We start from the raw sequence: 15,561 nt of genomic DNA on the forward strand, positions 1-15,561 counted from the left end.
GGGCTACGGTGTGCGGCGTGCGTGAGCAGCCCGAGCAGCAAGCCCCTCCCGTCCAGCGACTCCGGATCCGCTACGCCAAGCGTGGCCGTCTCCGCTTCACCAGTCACCGGGACTTCAGCCGTGCCTTCGAGCGCGCGGTCTTCCGCGCCCGGATCCCGATGGCCTACTCGTCGGGCTTCAACCCGCACCCCCGGATCTCCTACGCCGGTGCCTCGCCCACCGGCGCGGCCTCCGAGGCGGAGTACCTCGAGCTCGCGCTCGCCCAGGTGGTCGACCCGGCTGACGTGCTCGCCCAGCTCGACGAGGCGCTGCCCGAGGGGCTGGACCTGCTGGACGTGGTGGAGTCCGAGGGCGGGTCGCTGAGCGACCGGCTCACCGGCAGCCGGTGGCGCATCGGCCTGCCCGGCGCCGCCGACCTCGAGCCCCTGGTGGCACGCTTCCTGGCCCAGGAGGAGGTCCTGGTCGAGAGGATGACCAAGAAGGGCCTGCGGGAGTTCGACGCCCGCGGCGCGGTCCTCTCGCTGGTCGCCGAGCCCGGCCCCGCCGGGGTGGTGCTCGAGCTGGTGCTGCGCCACAGCGTGCCCGCCGTCCGGCCCGACGACGTGCTGAGTGCGCTGGCCAAGGTCGCCGACGACGGCGAGGGGCTCGGCACCGGCACGCCCCTGCTCACCCGGCTGGAGCAGGGGCCGCTGGACGAGCTCACCGGGGTCATCGGCGACCCGCTGCGCTCCGCGCCATAGCGGTGAAGAAGCCGCCGATGTGCGATACTCGCCTCGGTCGCTCCTGACGGCACACGTCGGCAAGAGGGACCCGACGACGTTCTCGCCGGTCCGACACCCGTCGGACGGCACGGAGGATGGAAGTCGACGCCAGACCGCGACGCGGCCAGGGCGAGTCGGTGACAGAGGCCCGCCCACGTGGCACCCGTGACACTTGGGGTGGCACAGCCCGGCGACCGCGGCAGGTGCGCGGCGGACATCCCCCGACGCGCCCGCGGAGGGTGTCGTTGCCACCGAAGGCTTTGCGTCGCGGATCCTGAGCATCCGGGTCCCGGCGTCCTACACACCGGTGCAGCGCACCGGTCGAGGAGCGCACATGCTCGACGAGACCGAGAACAACGACACCACGCAGGCGACGACCGCCCCGACCTCCTCCGCCGGCGATGCCGCGCCGGGGACGGCGAAGAAGGCGGCTGCCAAGAGGGCGCCCGCCAAGAAGGCCGCCGCGGCCAAGAAGACCACGACGCGGCGCAGCACGGCCAAGAAGGCGGCCGCCGGGCAGGAGGCCCTGGAGGTCCCCGCCGGGGAGGCGCCGGCCGAGGCGGCCTCGGGCGCCGCCGCGGAGGGCGTGGAGACCCCGGAGACCCCGGCGCCGGCCAAGAGGGCCGCCGCCAAGCGGGCCCCGCGCAAGAGCACCGCCAAGAAGGTCGCCGCCGCGCAGCCGGCGGACGAGCCCGGCCAGCCGACCGGGGACGCCGCCCCGGCCCAGGCGGAGCCGACCGGTTCGGCCACGCTGCCGCTCTTCCAGGCACCCGAGCCGGTCAAGGCCCCCGCCCGCCGCACCCGCAAGCGGGCTGCGGCCCCGGTGAGCACCGACCAGCCGACCGCCCCGGCCGCGGACGCGGCGGCTGAGGGGACGGCGGACCAGGGGACGGCGGACCAGGCGTCCGCCCCCACCGAGGACGCCACCGCCGCGCCGAAGGTCACCAGGACCACCAGGTCGGCCCGCAGCCGCGGCGGCCGGGCGGCCAAGAAGGTCGCCGAGCCGGTGGCGCCCGAGGTGGTGGAGGTCCCGGAGGACGACGAGGAGGCCGCCGCCGCCGCGGAGCTGACCGACGTCCTCGACGCGCCGACCGAGGCCCCGTCCGACTCCGACGACGAGACCGACACCGCGGGGTCGGCCGAGGAGTCCGGCGACTCCGCCGACGACGACGGGTCCGACGAGGAGTCCGGCGACGGCACCCCCTCGCGCCGCCGCCGTCGTCGCGGCGGCCGCCGGCGCCGCAAGGCCGGCGACTCCGCCGAGGGCGGCGGGAACGGCGAGAGCGACGAGAGCGACGACAACGGCGAGGACACCGAGCGCTCCGACGGCGCCAGCGCCGGCGACGACGACTCCGCAGCCGCCGACGACGACTCCTCGTCCTCGGGGTCGCGCCGTCGCCGCCGTCGCCGCCGCAGCGGGGACGGCCCCGCCGAGGGGGCCGACGACCCGGACAACACCGTGACCCGGGTGCGCAAGACCCGCTCCGCCGAGGACCAGATCACCGCCGTCGCCGGGTCCACCCGCCTGGAGGCCAAGAAGCAGCGGCGCCGTGAGGGCCGCGAGGCCGGCCGTCGTCGCGCCCCCATCGTGAGCGAGGCCGAGTTCCTGGCCCGGCGCGAGGCCGTCGACCGGGTGATGGTGATCCGTCAGCGCAAGGACCTGACCCAGATCGCGGTCCTCGAGGACAACGTGCTGGTCGAGCACTACGTGGCCCGGGAGTCCCAGACCTCGCTGATCGGCAACGTCTACCTCGGCCGGGTGCAGAACGTGCTGCCGTCGATGGAGGCCGCCTTCATCGACATCGGCAAGGGCCGCAACGCGGTGCTCTACGCCGGTGAGGTCAACTGGTCCGCCCTGGGTCACAAGGAGGGCCAGCCCCGCAAGATCGAGTCGGTGCTCTCGTCGGGCCAGAGCATCCTGGTGCAGGTCACCAAGGACCCGGTCGGCCACAAGGGCGCCCGGCTGACCAGCCAGGTCAGCCTCGCGGGCCGGTTCCTGGTCTACGTGCCGGACGGCACCACCAGCGGCATCTCCCGCAAGCTCCCCGACACCGAGCGTCACCGCCTCAAGGCGCTGCTCAAGGAGATCGTCCCGGACACCGCGGGCGTGATCGTGCGCACCGCCGCCGAGGGTGCCAGCGAGGAGGAGCTGACCCGCGACGTCGAGCGGCTCAAGGCCCGCTGGGAGGACATCGAGGCCAAGACCAAGGGCAACGCCCCGCAGCTGCTCTACGGAGAGCCGGACCTGACCCTCAAGGTGGTCCGCGACCTCTTCACCGAGGACTTCAAGAAGCTGGTCATCGAGGGCGACGACGCCTGGGAGACCGTCAAGGGCTACGTCACCCACGTGGCGCCCGACCTCGGCGAGCGCCTCGAGCGCTACCAGCCGGGCGACAACGCCTCGGCCCAGCAGGGCGACGTCTTCTCGGCCTACCGCGTCGAGGAGCAGATCGCCAAGGGCCTGGACCGCAAGGTCTGGCTGCCCTCGGGCGGCTCCCTGGTGATCGACCGCACCGAGGCGATGACCGTGGTCGACGTCAACACGGGCAAGTTCACCGGCTCCGGGGGCAACCTGGAGGAGACGGTCACCAAGAACAACCTCGAGGCGGCGGAGGAGATCGTCCGCCAGCTGCGGCTGCGCGACATCGGCGGCATCATCGTCGTCGACTTCATCGACATGGTGCTGGAGTCCAACCGCGACCTCGTCGTCCGGCGACTGGTGGAGTGCCTGGGCCGTGACCGGACCCGGCACCAGGTCGCCGAGGTGACCTCGCTGGGCCTGGTCCAGATGACGCGCAAGCGGATCGGCACCGGCCTGCTGGAGGCCTTCTCCACCGACTGCGAGCACTGCCAGGGCCGCGGGGTCGTGGTGCAGAGCGCGCCGGTCGAGCCGCGGTCCTCCGCGGCCTCCGACGACGACGGGCGCCGTGGTGGCCGGCGGGGACGCGGTGGCCGCGGCAAGGAGTCCGCTCAGGGCTCCGGCGGCGGCTCCGACCGGCCGACGCCGCCGAGTGCTCCACCGGCCGCGCCGTCGCCCAAGGTGGTCGCCGCGATGGCCAAGCCGGAGAACGCCGACCTCGCGGAGCGCACCGCTGCGCCGGCGGCCGACGGCGACGCGCCCGTCGAGGTCAAGCCCGAGCCGACGCCCGAGCCCGTGCCGGCGCCTGAGGTGACGCCTGAGCCCGTGGCGACGCCTGAGCCGACGCCCGAGCCCGAGCCGACGCCCGAGCCCGAGCCGACGCCCGAGCCTGAGCCGACGCCCGAGCCGACGCCCGAGCCTGAGCCGACGCCCGAGCCCGAGCCGACCCCCGAGCCGGCGCCCACCACGACGGTGGTCACCCGGACCCGCCGCCGTGCGGCGTCGCGGCCCGCCGGCCCGCCGGCGACCGTGCAGCCGGCGGTGGAGACGACCGGGTCGGCCGATGCCGGTGCCGGTGCGGCCCCGGCGGACCAGGACGACGATGCCGACGGCGTCCAGGTCGAGCACGTCCCGATCAAGAAGAAGGGCGCGCGCAAGCGCTGACCCGACCGGCCGGGGGGACGGGCCGCGTTTTGCGCGCACGTCCCCCCGTCCGTAGTATTGACCTTCGGTGTGTCCCAACACCTTCCCGCTGGTGTGCTTGCACGTCGTGGCCCTTTGTCGGACACGAGTCGTCGGCGCGCGGTGGGTGCCCTGAGTCTTGAGATTGTTGATGGACTGTTCGAGTCCGACGAGGAGAGTGAGTCGCGGTGTACGCGATCGTGCGGAGTGGCAGCAAGCAGCAGAAGGTTGCTGTCGGCGATGTCATCGAGATCGACCAGGTCCTGACCACCCCCGGTGAGTCCGTGACCCTTCCCGTCGTGATGGTGGTGGACGGCGAGGCCGTCACCGCCACCGGCCTGGACAAGGCCTCGGTGACCGTCGAGGTCCTCGGGCGGACCAAGGGCCCCAAGATCATCATCCAGAAGTACAAGAACAAGACCGGCTACAAGAAGCGCCAGGGTCACCGCCAGAAGTACACCCAGGTCAAGGTCACCGACATCTCCGTCTGAGCGGCTTCCCGCCCTCGCGATCCACGAAGGACTGAACTCATGGCACACAAGAAGGGTGCGGCCTCGACCAAGAACGGTCGCGACTCCAACGCACAGCGTCTCGGCGTCAAGCGCTACGGCGGCCAGGTCGTCGGCGCCGGCGAGATCATCGTCCGCCAGCGCGGCACGCACTTCCACCCGGGCAGCGGCGTCGGCCGCGGCGGCGACGACACGCTCTTCGCGCTCGTCGCGGGTGCCGTCGAGTTCGGCACCCGTCGTGGCCGCAAGGTCGTCAACGTCGTCCCGGGCGAGTGACCTGACGCTTCACGCAGCACACATTTCCAACGAAGGGCGTCCCTAGACCTGGGGACGCCCTTCGTGTGTTCCACCCCCATCGAGGAGAGCTCCACATGGCCGTACCCACCTTCGTCGACCGCGTGACGCTGCACGTCAGCGCAGGCCGCGGCGGAAACGGCGTGGCGTCCGTGCACCGCGAGAAGTTCAAGCCCCTCGGCGGGCCCGACGGCGGCAACGGGGGACCGGGCGGATCGGTCATCCTCCGCGTCGACCCGCAGGTCACCACGCTGATCGAGTACCACCACAGTCCCAAGCGGCGGGCCGAGAACGGCGGCCACGGGGCGGGGGACCACAAGAACGGCGGCCACGGCTCCGACCTGGTGCTGCCGGTGCCCGACGGCACGGTGGTCACCGACGCCCAGGGCAACGTGCTGGGCGACCTGATCGGCGCCGGCAGCGAGATGGTGGTCGCCACCGGCGGCCGCGGCGGTCTGGGCAACGCCTCGCTGGCCTCCTCCAAGCGCAAGGCCCCCGGCTTCGCCCTGCTCGGTGAGCCCGGCGATGAGCTCGAGATCCACCTCGAGCTCAAGGTGGTCGCCGACATCGGGCTGGTGGGCTACCCCAGCGCCGGCAAGTCCTCCCTGATCGCCGCGATCTCGAGGGCCCGGCCCAAGATCGCCGACTACCCCTTCACCACCCTGGTGCCCAACCTGGGCGTGGTGCGCGCCGGCGACACCACCTTCACGGTGGCCGACGTCCCCGGCCTGATCGAGGGCGCCGCCGAGGGACGCGGCCTGGGCCACGACTTCCTGCGCCACATCGAGCGCTGCGCGGCCCTCGTGCACGTCGTCGACACCGCCTCCATCGAGCCCGGGCGCAACCCGGTCGACGACCTGGAGGTGATGGAGTCCGAGCTGGCCCGCTACGGCGGGCTGGAGGACCGGCCCCGCCTGGTGGCGCTCAACAAGATCGACGTGCCCGACGGCGCCGACATCGCCGACATGGTCATCGACGACCTGCGGGAGCGCGGCATGCTGGTCTTCCCGATCTCGGCCGCCTCGGGGGCCGGGGTGCGGGAGCTGACCTTCGCGATGGCCGAGATCGTGTCCAGGAGCCGCACCGAGAAGCCGGCCGTGGAGCCGACCCGGATCGTCATCAGGCCGCCCGCGGTCGGGGGCGGCGGCGACTTCGAGATCACCCGCGACGGGGACGCGTGGCGGGTGCGGGGCACCAAGCCCGAGCGGTGGATCCGCCAGACCGACTTCAGCAACGACGAGGCCGTCGGCTTCCTCGCCGACCGGCTCAACCGGCTCGGGGTGGAGGAGGCCCTGGTCAAGCGTGGTGCCGAGGCCGGGGACACCGTGCTGATCGGGCACCCCGACAACTCCGTGGTCTTCGACTTCAAGCCCGACATCGAGGCCGGCGCCGAGATGCTGGGCCGCCGCGGCGAGGACCAGCGCTTCGACGAGCAGCGCCCGGCGCGCACCCGCCGCCGCGACATCGACGCGGCGATGGAGGAGCGGGGCGAGAACGAGACCCGAGCCGACGTGGCCAGGCGGCTGGACAAGCAGGACAAGCCCGAGCGCTTCGGCCCCAGCTCGTACGAGATCGGCTCGCCCGACGACCCCGACTGGGCAGAGGACGACCCCGACGCATGAGCGAGGGCGGCAGCCTGCGCCCGGCGGTCGTCGAGGCGAGCAGGATCGTGGTCAAGGTCGGGTCGTCGTCGCTCACCAGTGCGGGTGGCGGCATCGACCGGCAGCGCGTGGCAGACCTCGCAGACGTGCTGGCCGCCGTGCGTGGCCGTGGCGCCGAGGTGGTGCTGGTCTCCTCCGGGGCCATCGCGGCCGGGCTCTCACCCCTCGGCCTGCGCCGCCGGCCGCGCGGCCTGGCCGCCCAGCAGGCCGCCGCGTCGGTCGGGCAGGGCCTGCTCGCCCACCACTACCAGCAGGAGTTCGCCCGGCACGGGCTCGTCACCGGCCAGGTGCTGCTCACCGTCGACGACGTGACCCGCCGCGCGCACTACCGCAACGCCTACCAGACCTTCGCCAAGCTCCTCGAGCTCGGCGCCCTGCCGATCGTCAACGAGAACGACACCGTCGCCACCTCCGAGATCCGCTTCGGCGACAACGACCGGCTGGCCGCACTGGTCGCCCACCTGGTGCACGCCGACCTGCTGGTGCTGCTCTCCGACGTGGACGGGCTCTACGACGGACCCCCCGACCTCGCCGGGACCCGCCTGCTCGCCGACGTGCGCGGGGCGGGCGACCTCGACGGCGTACGGATCGGCAGCGCAGGGGCCGCGGGCCTCGGCACCGGGGGCATGGTGACCAAGGTGGAGGCGGCCCGGATCGCCACGGGCGCCGGCATCCCGGTGGTGCTCACCTCCGCCGACAACGCCGTCCCCGCGCTGGCCGGCGAGGCCGTCGGCACGCTCTTCCACGCCCGGGGGCGGCGTCGTCCCACCCGGCTGCTGTGGCTGGCGCACGCCTCCGAGCCCCAGGGCAGGCTGATCCTCGACGAGGGGGCCGTACGGGCGGTCGTGGAGCGGCGCGCCTCGCTGCTGGCCGCCGGGATCACCGCGGTCGCGGGCCGCTTCGTGGCCGGGGACCCGGTCGACCTGACCGACGCCGAGGGACGCCCGGTCGCCCGAGGCCTCGTCAACTTCGACTCCGCCGAGATCCCGGGCCTGCTCGGGAAGTCCTCCCACGAGCTCAAGCGGGAGCTGGGCGCCGGGTACGAGCGCGAGGTGGTGCACCGCGACGACCTCGTCCTCCTGGAGCCGCGTCTGGGCGGATCGCCCCCCGCGACGGGCCCCAGGCAGTAGTTTCTGGGCCTGTGACCCTCCTGCTGCGGACCGGGGCCGGGGCCTGCCTGCTCGGGGGTGTGCTCCTGACCGGGCTGCGCCTGCTCCAGCCCGACCAGGGGCTCCTGGTCAGGCTGGTCTCGTTCGCCCCCTGGGCGGTGCTCGCCTACCTGCTGGTCCTGGCCGTGGTCGCGCTCGACCTCCGGCTCGGCGGCAGCCGCCGGCTGGCCCTGCTGGCCGGGGTGCCCGCCGTCGTGGGGCTGGTGCTCCACCTGGGCTGGCTGGCACCGCAGTTCGTGGGCGGCGAGCCCGAGCCGGGAGAGGACGCGCTGCGACTCAAGGTGATGACCTTCAACATGCTCAACGGGTCCGCGGACCCCGAGGACCTGGTGCGTCTGGCCGCCGAGGAGGACGTCGACCTGCTGGCGGTCCAGGAGGTCACCCCCTACGCGCTGCTGATGATGGAGGAGGCGGGGCTCAACGTGCAGCTGCCCTTCCACGCCGGGGAGGCGGACTACGGCGTGGAGGGCACGATGCTCTACTCCCGGCACCCGCTGGTGGGGGAGCGGGCGATCCCCACCCAGTGGACCTCCTTCGCGGTGCGGGTCGACGTGGCGGGGGAGCGGGTCCCGGTGGTGGTCACCCACCCCGAGTCGCCGATGGGGGACGCCGAGGGCTGGCGCAGCGACCACCGGGTGCTGCGCGAGGCGGTGGCCGGCCGTCCGCCCGGGCTCCTGCTCGGCGACCTGAACGCCACGCCGGACCACGGCGTCTTCCGCGACCTGCTCGACGCGGGCGGGCTGCGCGACGCCGCGGAGGTCGCCGGCTCCGGGTGGCAGCCCACCTGGCCCTCGGCGGGCGAGGTCGGCCTCGGCCCCCTCTCGGCGCCCGCGGTCGTCGCGATCGACCACGTGCTGGTCGGACAGGGGTGGACCGCGACCCGCACGGCCACCCACCCGGTGCCCGGCTCAGACCACGCCGCGCTGGTCGCCGAGGTGGCCAGGGAGTAGGCCGAGCACCGCCGGGGTCCACCTGACCCGGGGCGCCGTAGGCTGAGCGGTGACATGAACACCGTTGCGTCGAACCCGTCGGTCTACCTCGACCACGCCGCCACCACGCCCATGCTCCCCGAGGCGCTCGCGGCGGTGGCGCGGCACCAGACGACCGTGGGCAACGCCAGCTCGCTGCACGCCGCCGGCCGTCGGGCCCGTCGGGTGGTGGAGGAGAGCCGGGAGACGATCGCCCAGGCGCTCGGCTGCCGGCCCGGCGAGGTGGTCTTCACCTCCGGCGGCACCGAGTCCGACAACCTGGCCCTCAAGGGGATCCTCTGGTCGCGCCGCGCCGCGGACCCGCGCCGCACCCGGGTGCTGGCCACCGCGGTGGAGCACCACGCCGTCCTCGACCCGCTGCACTGGTTGGCCTCGACCGGCGCCGCGGAGGTCGAGCTGGTGCCGGTGGACGCGGTCGGTCGCCTCGACGTGGAGGCGTTCCGGGCCAGCGTGGAGCGCGATCCCGGCTCGGTCGCCTTGGCCTCGGTGATGTGGGCCAACAACGAGGTGGGCACCCTCCAGCCGATCGAGGAGGTGGTGCGCATCGCCGGGGAGCACGGCATCCCGGTGCACACCGACGCCGTCCAGGCCGTGGGGGCGGTCCCCGTCGACTTCGCCGCGAGCGGCGTCGACGCCCTGACCTTCACCGGCCACAAGCTGGGCGGGCCCTACGGGGTCGGCGCCCTGGTCGTACGCCGTGAGGTCGAGGTGACGCCGCTGCTCCACGGGGGCGGCCAGGAGCGCGACATCCGCAGCGGCACCCTCGACCCGCCCGGCATAGCCGGCCTCGCGGCCGCCGTCGAGCTGGCCGTCAAGGCCCAGGCCGAGCACGCCGCCCGGGTCACCGCACTCCGCGACGACCTGGTGCGCCGGGTGATCGAGGTGGTGCCCGACGCGCACCTCCACGGCGACCCGCAGGCGCGGCTGCCGGGCAACGCCCACCTCGGGTTCCCCGGCTGCGAGGGCGACTCGCTGCTGATGCTGCTCGACGCCCAGGGCATCGAGTGCTCCACCGGGTCGGCGTGCTCCGCGGGGGTCCCGCAGCCCTCCCACGTGCTGCTCGCCATGGGGTGCGACCCCGCCCAGGCGCGTCACTCCCTGCGCTTCACGCTGGGCCGCACCAGCACGCCGTCCGACGTCGACGCCCTGGTGGCCGCGATCGGCCCCGCGGTCGAGCGGGCCCGGGCCGCCCACGGGGGGACCAGGTGAAGGTGCTCGCCGCGATGTCCGGCGGGGTGGACTCCGCCGTGGCCGCAGCCCGGGCGGTCGAGGCCGGCCACGACGTGACGGGGGTGCACCTCGCGCTCTCCCGCAACCCCGCCTCCTACCGCACCGGGGCCCGGGGCTGCTGCACCATCGAGGACAGCAACGACGCCCGGCGGGCCGCGGACGTGATCGGCATCCCGTACTACGTCTGGGACCTCTCGGACCGCTTCCACGACGACGTCGTGGAGGACTTCATGGCCGAGTACGCCGCGGGCCGCACCCCCAACCCGTGCCTGCGCTGCAACGAGAAGATCAAGTTCGCCGCCGTGCTCGACCGAGCGCTGGCCCTGGGCTTCGACGCGGTGGCCACCGGTCACTACGCGCAGCTGCGCACCGGGGCCGACGGGCTGGTCGAGATGCACCGGGCCGTGGACCACGCCAAGGACCAGTCCTACGTGCTGGGGGTCCTCACCCAGGAACAGCTGCGGCACGCGATGTTCCCGCTGGGCGACTCCACCAAGCCCGAGGTGCGGGCCGAGGCCGCCCGGCGTGGGCTGCTGGTCGCCCAGAAGCCGGACAGCCACGACATCTGCTTCGTCGCCGACGGGGACAACGCCGGCTGGCTGCGGGAGAAGCTCGGCGACCGGGCCCCCAACCACGGCGGCGAGATCCGCGACGAGCAGACCGGCGAGGTGCTCGGGCTCCACGAGGGCACCTACGGCTTCACCATCGGCCAGCGCAAGGGGCTGCGGCTGGGGCGTCCCGCGCCCGACGGGAAGCCCCGGTTCGTGCTCGACATCGAGCCGGTCAGCGGCACCGTCACCGTCGGCCCGCGCGAGCGGCTCGCGGTGGGGCGGCTGGAGGCCTTCCGGCCCCGCTGGTGCGGCACCGTGCCGGACCGGCTCAAGGGCACGGTGCAGCTGCGCGCCCACGGCCAGGAGCACCGGGCGGTCGTGGAGGCCGACGGCGACACCGTGCGCATCGAGCTGCTGGACCCGGCCGAGGGGATCGCCCCCGGCCAGGCCGCGGTGATCTACGACGGCTCCCGGGTCGTGGGGTCGGCCACCATCACCGCCACCGAGCGGGTGGCCGGGTGACGCGCGCGACCGGGATCGGGTCGATGCCCGGCCCGGGGGAGCAGACGCCGGCGCACGCCTACGCCGAGGCGGTGCGGGTCGTGTGGGGCGAGCTCGGCGAGGCGGCCGGCCTGCCGCACGTGCCGGAGCTGCCCGGCCGAGGGCCCGGCGCCACCACCACCGGCCGGGGCCTTGCGGTCGTCGCCGGCCTCGGGGCGGACCTGCAGCCCGCCGGCTGGCGGCTGACCGATGCCTCGGGCGTCGACCACCGGCGTGCCCGGTCGCTGCTGGCCCAGGACCTCGACGAGGTCGAGGAGCAGACCCAGGGCTGGACCGGCGCGGTCAAGACCCAGGTGGCCGGCCCGTGGACGCTGGCCGCCACCGTGGAGAAGCCGCGCGGCGACAAGGTGCTCTCCGACCACGGGGCCAGGCGCGACCTGGCCCAGGCACTGGCCGAGGGGGTCCGGGAGCACGTGGCCGACCTGCGGCGCCGGCTGCCGGAGGCCGAGCGGCTCGTCGTCCAGGTCGACGAGCCGGCGCTCGCCGCGGTGCTGGCCGGCCGGGTGCCCACCGCCAGCGGCTTCGGCCGGCACCGCGTCGTCCATCCGCCCGAGGCCTCGGACGCGCTCGAGTGGGTGCTCACCGCGATCGCCGACTCCGGGGCCGAGCCCTGGGTGCACGCCTGTGCCGCCGGGACGCCACTGGGGCTGCTGCGCGGCGCCGGGGCGCGGGGTCTCGCGGTCGACCTGGCTCAGCTCGGTGCCGAGGACCACGACGAGCTCGGCCAGGCCCTGGAGGGCGGTGAGAGCGTCGTCCTCGGGGTGCTGCCCACCCTCGACCCCACCGACCCGACCGACGACGCCCGGCTCACCGAGCGGGTGCTGCGCTGGCTCGACATGCTGGGCTTCGACCCCGAGGAGGTCGGGCACCAGTTGCTGCTCAGCCCCGGCTGCGGGCTGGCCGGCGCGTCGCCGGACTGGGCCCGCCGGGCCCTGACCCTGTCCCGGACCACCGCGCACGCCCTGACCTGACCTGACCCGATCCGGGCCGGGCCGGGCCGGGCCTCAGCCGACCTGGACCGTCACCGTGCTGGGAGTCAGCGCGTAGTTGTTGCCCCGGTCGAACTGCCACACCGAGAGGCAGTGCGGGCCCGGCTGGAGACCGTAGACGGGGATCGCCTGGGCGGCCCCCACCGGCACCTCCCACAGGTCGACGGTGAGCCGGGTCGCGTCGGACCCCGGGACGGCCGTGCAGGTGCCGGGGGTGGCGTGGACCTCCATGCCCGGGACGCCGTACCCCCAGGTCCCGAGCCAGCCGGGGAGCGCGGGCTCCGTTCCCCGCACCACGGTCAGCGTGCCGGCGCCGGCGCGGCCCGGGGTCCAGCTGACCGGGCCGGTCGCGGGGATCCGGTCGATGGCGTCGCACCACTCCTGCTCCGCCACCTTGGGCCGGCCGCCGTAGAGCTTGGCAGCACGCGTGAGGTCGACCCGCTCCAGCACCCGGCAGCGCCAGCGTCCGGGCCTGGCCTCCTCGACGTCCTCACCCAGGCACTCGCGCTGCGCGACGCCGTTGACGTGACTGCTGTTCATCACCGAGCACCGGCTGTCGTTGTGCTGCAGGCCGAGGACGTGGCCGAGCTCGTGCGCGAGCACCAGGGTCTGGCCGGGCTGTGCGCAGCCCTGCCCGTCGGCGTCGGTGCCGTGCAGGATGTTGACGAACGCCTTGCCACGCGGGACGAAGCCCATGGACGCCAGGCCGGATCCGCAGCCCGACGGGACGTTGCGGGAGTTGCGGATGACCAGGGACGCCTTCGAGGCCTTCTTGACCTTGACGAACCTGACCCGGACGCCGCTGCGGTTCCACGCCCGCACCGCCGCGCGCACCGCCTCGGGGTCCTTGGTCTTGTCCACGTAGGTGATCCGGCCACCGGGCCACGGGCGGCTGGCGAGCGCTCCCGCGCTGGTCCCGAGCAGCAGCCCGAGGGCGAGGAGGACGGGCAGCAGCGACCTGCGCAGCAGCCTCGGGACGGCGTGGCGAGCGGACATGTGGACCCCCTGTCGGCGGCGAGGCAGCGCGTGCGCCCCGCAGGTGCGACAGCGTAGGGACGCGAGCGGACACCGTCTGCCCTCGTCCGGGTGCTGGCAGGTGGTTGTCGGTGGGGCAGGGCAAGATATGGCCATGAGCACGCCCGAGGTCACTCCCGCACCGCCCGAGGCGCGCGAACGCCACCAGGAGCTCTCGGAGCAGATCGAGGACGCGCGCTGGCGCTACTACGTGCTCGACTCCCCGACGCTCGACGACGCCGACTTCGACCGACGGCTGCGCGAGCTGGAGGCGCTGGAGGAGGAGCACCCCGAGCTCCGGACGCCGGACTCGCCGACCCAGAAGGTCGGTGGCGCGGTCTCCACCGAGTTCACCCCGGTCGACCACCTCCAGCCGATGGAGTCGCTCGACAACGCCTTCTCCTTCGAGGAGCTCCAGGGGTGGTACGCCCGGCTCGCCCGGGACGGGATCACCGACGCCGAGCTGCTCTGCGAGCTCAAGGTCGACGGCCTGGCGATCAACCTGCTCTACGAGCGCGGCCGCCTGGTGCGGGCGCTCACCCGCGGTGACGGCCGCACCGGCGAGGACGTGACCCCGAACGTGCGCACCATCGACTCGGTGCCGCACCGGCTCACCGGCACCGACGAGTTCCCGGTGCCCGAGCTGGTGGAGGTCCGGGGCGAGGTCTTCCTGCCGACCGAGACGTTCGAGCGGCTCAACTCCGCGATGGCGGACGCCGGGAAGCCCCCCTTCGCCAATCCGCGCAACGCCGCCGCCGGGTCGCTGCGCCAGAAGGACCCGCGGGTGACCGCCACCCGGGCCCTGGGCATGGTCTGCCACGGGCTGGGCGCGCGCCAGGGCTTCGAGCCGGCCACCCAGTCCGGCTCCTACGCAGCGATGCGGGCCTGGGGCCTGCCCACCTCCGACCAGGTGCGGGTGGTGCCCACGCTGGGCGACGTCGAGGCCTACGTCACGAAGGTGGGCCAGGAGCGGCACACCATCGTCGGCTACGAGATCGACGGGGTGGTGGTCAAGGTCGACTCGGTCGCCCTCCAGCGCCGCCTCGGCTCGACCAGCCGGGCCCCGCGCTGGGCCATCGCCTTCAAGTACCCGCCGGAGGAGGTCAACGCCCGGCTCCTCGCGATCGAGGTCAACGTCGGCCGCACCGGGCGGGTGACGCCCTTCGGGGTGATGGAGCCGACCCGGGTGGCCGGCTCCACCGTGGAGCGGGCGACCCTGCACAACGCCCACGAGGTCCGCCGCAAGGACGTCCGCCCCGGTGACACGGTGATCCTGCGCAAGGCGGGCGACGTGATCCCGGAGATCCTCGGGCCGGTGCTGCCGCTGCGGCCCGAAGGGCTGGCCGAGTGGGTGATGCCGACCCACTGTCCCTCCTGCGGCACCGAGCTCGCCCAGCAGAAGGAGGGCGACAAGGACCTGCGCTGCCCCAACCACGAGGCGTGCCCCTCCCAGGTGCGCGAGCGGGTCTTCCACGTCGCCGGCCGCGGCGCCTTCGACATCGAGGGTCTCGGCTACGAGGCGGCCGACGCGCTGCTCGCCGCCGGGGTGATCGCCAACGAGGGCGACGTCTTCGACCTCGACGAGTCGGGCCTGCTGCGCACCGAGCTCTTCACCCGGGCCGCCAAGAAGGCTGAGGTCGAGGCGGGCAGCGGCCCGCGGGTGCTCAGCGCCAACGGCCGCCGGCTGCTCGACAACCTCGGCCAGGCCAAGCAGGTGCCTCTGTGGCGGGTCCTGGTGGCGCTCTCCATCCGCCACGTGGGCCCGACGGCGGCCCGTGCCCTGGCCACCCGGTTCGGGTCGATGGAGGCGATCCGCGAGGCCGACGAGCAGCAGCTCGCGGACGCCGAGGGGGTGGGCCCCACCATCGCCGCCTCGGTGCGCGAGTGGTTCGACGGCGAGCAGTCCGGGTGGCACCGCGCCATCGTGGACACCTGGGCCCGGGCCGGCGTCACCATGGAGGACGCGCGGGACGAGTCGGTGCCGCGGACCCTGGAGGGGCTCACCGTCGTGGTCACCGGCTCGCTGGAGGGCTGGACGCGCGACTCGGTCAAGGAGGCGATCATCGCCCGGGGCGGCAAGGCGTCGGGCTCGGTGTCGAAGAAGACCGACTTCGTGGTGGTCGGGGAGAACGCCGGCTCCAAGGCCGACAAGGCCGAGCAGCTCGGCCTCACCATCCTCGACGAGGCGGGCTTCGACCGGCTGCTCGCCGAGGGGCCGCCGGCCACGCCCACCGCGAGCACGCCCCCCACGGAGGGAGACGAGGGAGAGCCTAGGATGGGCGGCTGATCCCC

12 protein-coding genes are annotated in these 15,561 nt (G+C 74.2%); 11 read left to right on the plus strand and 1 reads right to left on the minus strand.

All coding sequences use genetic code 11. The annotated features are described in order from the left end of the window. Positions 1–17: 17 nt before the first annotated feature. The 10 genes from AC4BG9_RS03920 (at position 18) to AC4BG9_RS03965 (ending at position 12,237) form a co-directional block, all read left to right on the plus strand. A complete protein-coding gene (locus tag AC4BG9_RS03920; RefSeq protein ID WP_490569771.1) occupies positions 18–740 on the plus strand; it encodes a TIGR03936 family radical SAM-associated protein in 723 nt (240 codons plus the stop codon). A 355-nt stretch (positions 741–1,095) separates the two neighbouring features. Further along, complete coding sequence (locus tag AC4BG9_RS03925; RefSeq protein ID WP_490569772.1) at positions 1,096–4,284, plus strand: Rne/Rng family ribonuclease; 3,189 nt, start codon at positions 1,096–1,098, stop codon at positions 4,282–4,284. 206 nt (positions 4,285–4,490) lie between these two features. Beyond that, complete coding sequence (gene rplU / locus AC4BG9_RS03930; RefSeq protein WP_489966941.1) at positions 4,491–4,793, plus strand: 50S ribosomal protein L21; 303 nt, start codon at positions 4,491–4,493, stop codon at positions 4,791–4,793. 39 nt (positions 4,794–4,832) lie between these two features. Beyond that, the gene (gene rpmA, locus AC4BG9_RS03935) at positions 4,833–5,087 is read left to right on the plus strand and encodes a 50S ribosomal protein L27 (protein ID WP_110181809.1); all 255 of its coding nucleotides are present in this window, start codon (positions 4,833–4,835) and stop codon (positions 5,085–5,087) included. A 95-nt stretch (positions 5,088–5,182) separates the two neighbouring features. After that, entirely contained in the window at positions 5,183–6,727 is a 1,545-nt protein-coding gene (gene obgE / locus AC4BG9_RS03940; RefSeq protein ID WP_490569773.1) for a GTPase ObgE, read from the plus strand. Then, positions 6,724–7,896 carry a glutamate 5-kinase gene (proB, locus tag AC4BG9_RS03945; protein WP_490569774.1) on the plus strand — a complete coding sequence of 391 codons (1,173 nt, stop codon included), beginning with the start codon at positions 6,724–6,726 and terminating at the stop codon, positions 7,894–7,896. The genes obgE and proB overlap by 4 nt, the downstream gene beginning before the upstream one ends. Positions 7,897–7,907: 11 nt before the next feature. Beyond that, on the plus strand, positions 7,908–8,885 hold the full coding sequence (locus tag AC4BG9_RS03950) for an endonuclease/exonuclease/phosphatase family protein (RefSeq protein WP_490569775.1): 978 nt from the start codon (positions 7,908–7,910) through the stop codon (positions 8,883–8,885). 54 nt (positions 8,886–8,939) lie between these two features. Then, entirely contained in the window at positions 8,940–10,133 is a 1,194-nt protein-coding gene (locus tag AC4BG9_RS03955; RefSeq protein WP_490569776.1) for a cysteine desulfurase family protein, read from the plus strand. Next, the gene (gene mnmA, locus AC4BG9_RS03960) at positions 10,130–11,227 is read left to right on the plus strand and encodes a tRNA 2-thiouridine(34) synthase MnmA (protein WP_490569777.1); all 1,098 of its coding nucleotides are present in this window, start codon (positions 10,130–10,132) and stop codon (positions 11,225–11,227) included. The genes AC4BG9_RS03955 and mnmA overlap by 4 nt, the downstream gene beginning before the upstream one ends. After that, complete coding sequence (locus tag AC4BG9_RS03965) at positions 11,224–12,237, plus strand: uroporphyrinogen decarboxylase/cobalamine-independent methonine synthase family protein (RefSeq protein WP_490569778.1); 1,014 nt, start codon at positions 11,224–11,226, stop codon at positions 12,235–12,237. Before mnmA ends, AC4BG9_RS03965 begins: the two co-directional genes overlap by 4 nt. Before the next feature lie 33 nt (positions 12,238–12,270). Here AC4BG9_RS03965 and AC4BG9_RS03970 read toward each other — a convergent pair whose 3' ends face one another. Beyond that, positions 12,271–13,251 (minus strand): M57 family metalloprotease, encoded by a 981-nt coding sequence (locus AC4BG9_RS03970; protein ID WP_490569779.1) that lies wholly within the window; start codon positions 13,249–13,251, stop codon positions 12,271–12,273. A gap of 127 nt (positions 13,252–13,378) precedes the next feature. On the opposite strand from AC4BG9_RS03970, the gene ligA reads away from it, so the two are divergent. Then, a complete protein-coding gene (gene ligA / locus AC4BG9_RS03975; RefSeq protein WP_490569780.1) occupies positions 13,379–15,556 on the plus strand; it encodes an NAD-dependent DNA ligase LigA in 2,178 nt (725 codons plus the stop codon). Positions 15,557–15,561: the final 5 nt, after the last annotated feature.

This window comes from Nocardioides sp. Z40_12 (assembly GCF_058215795.1).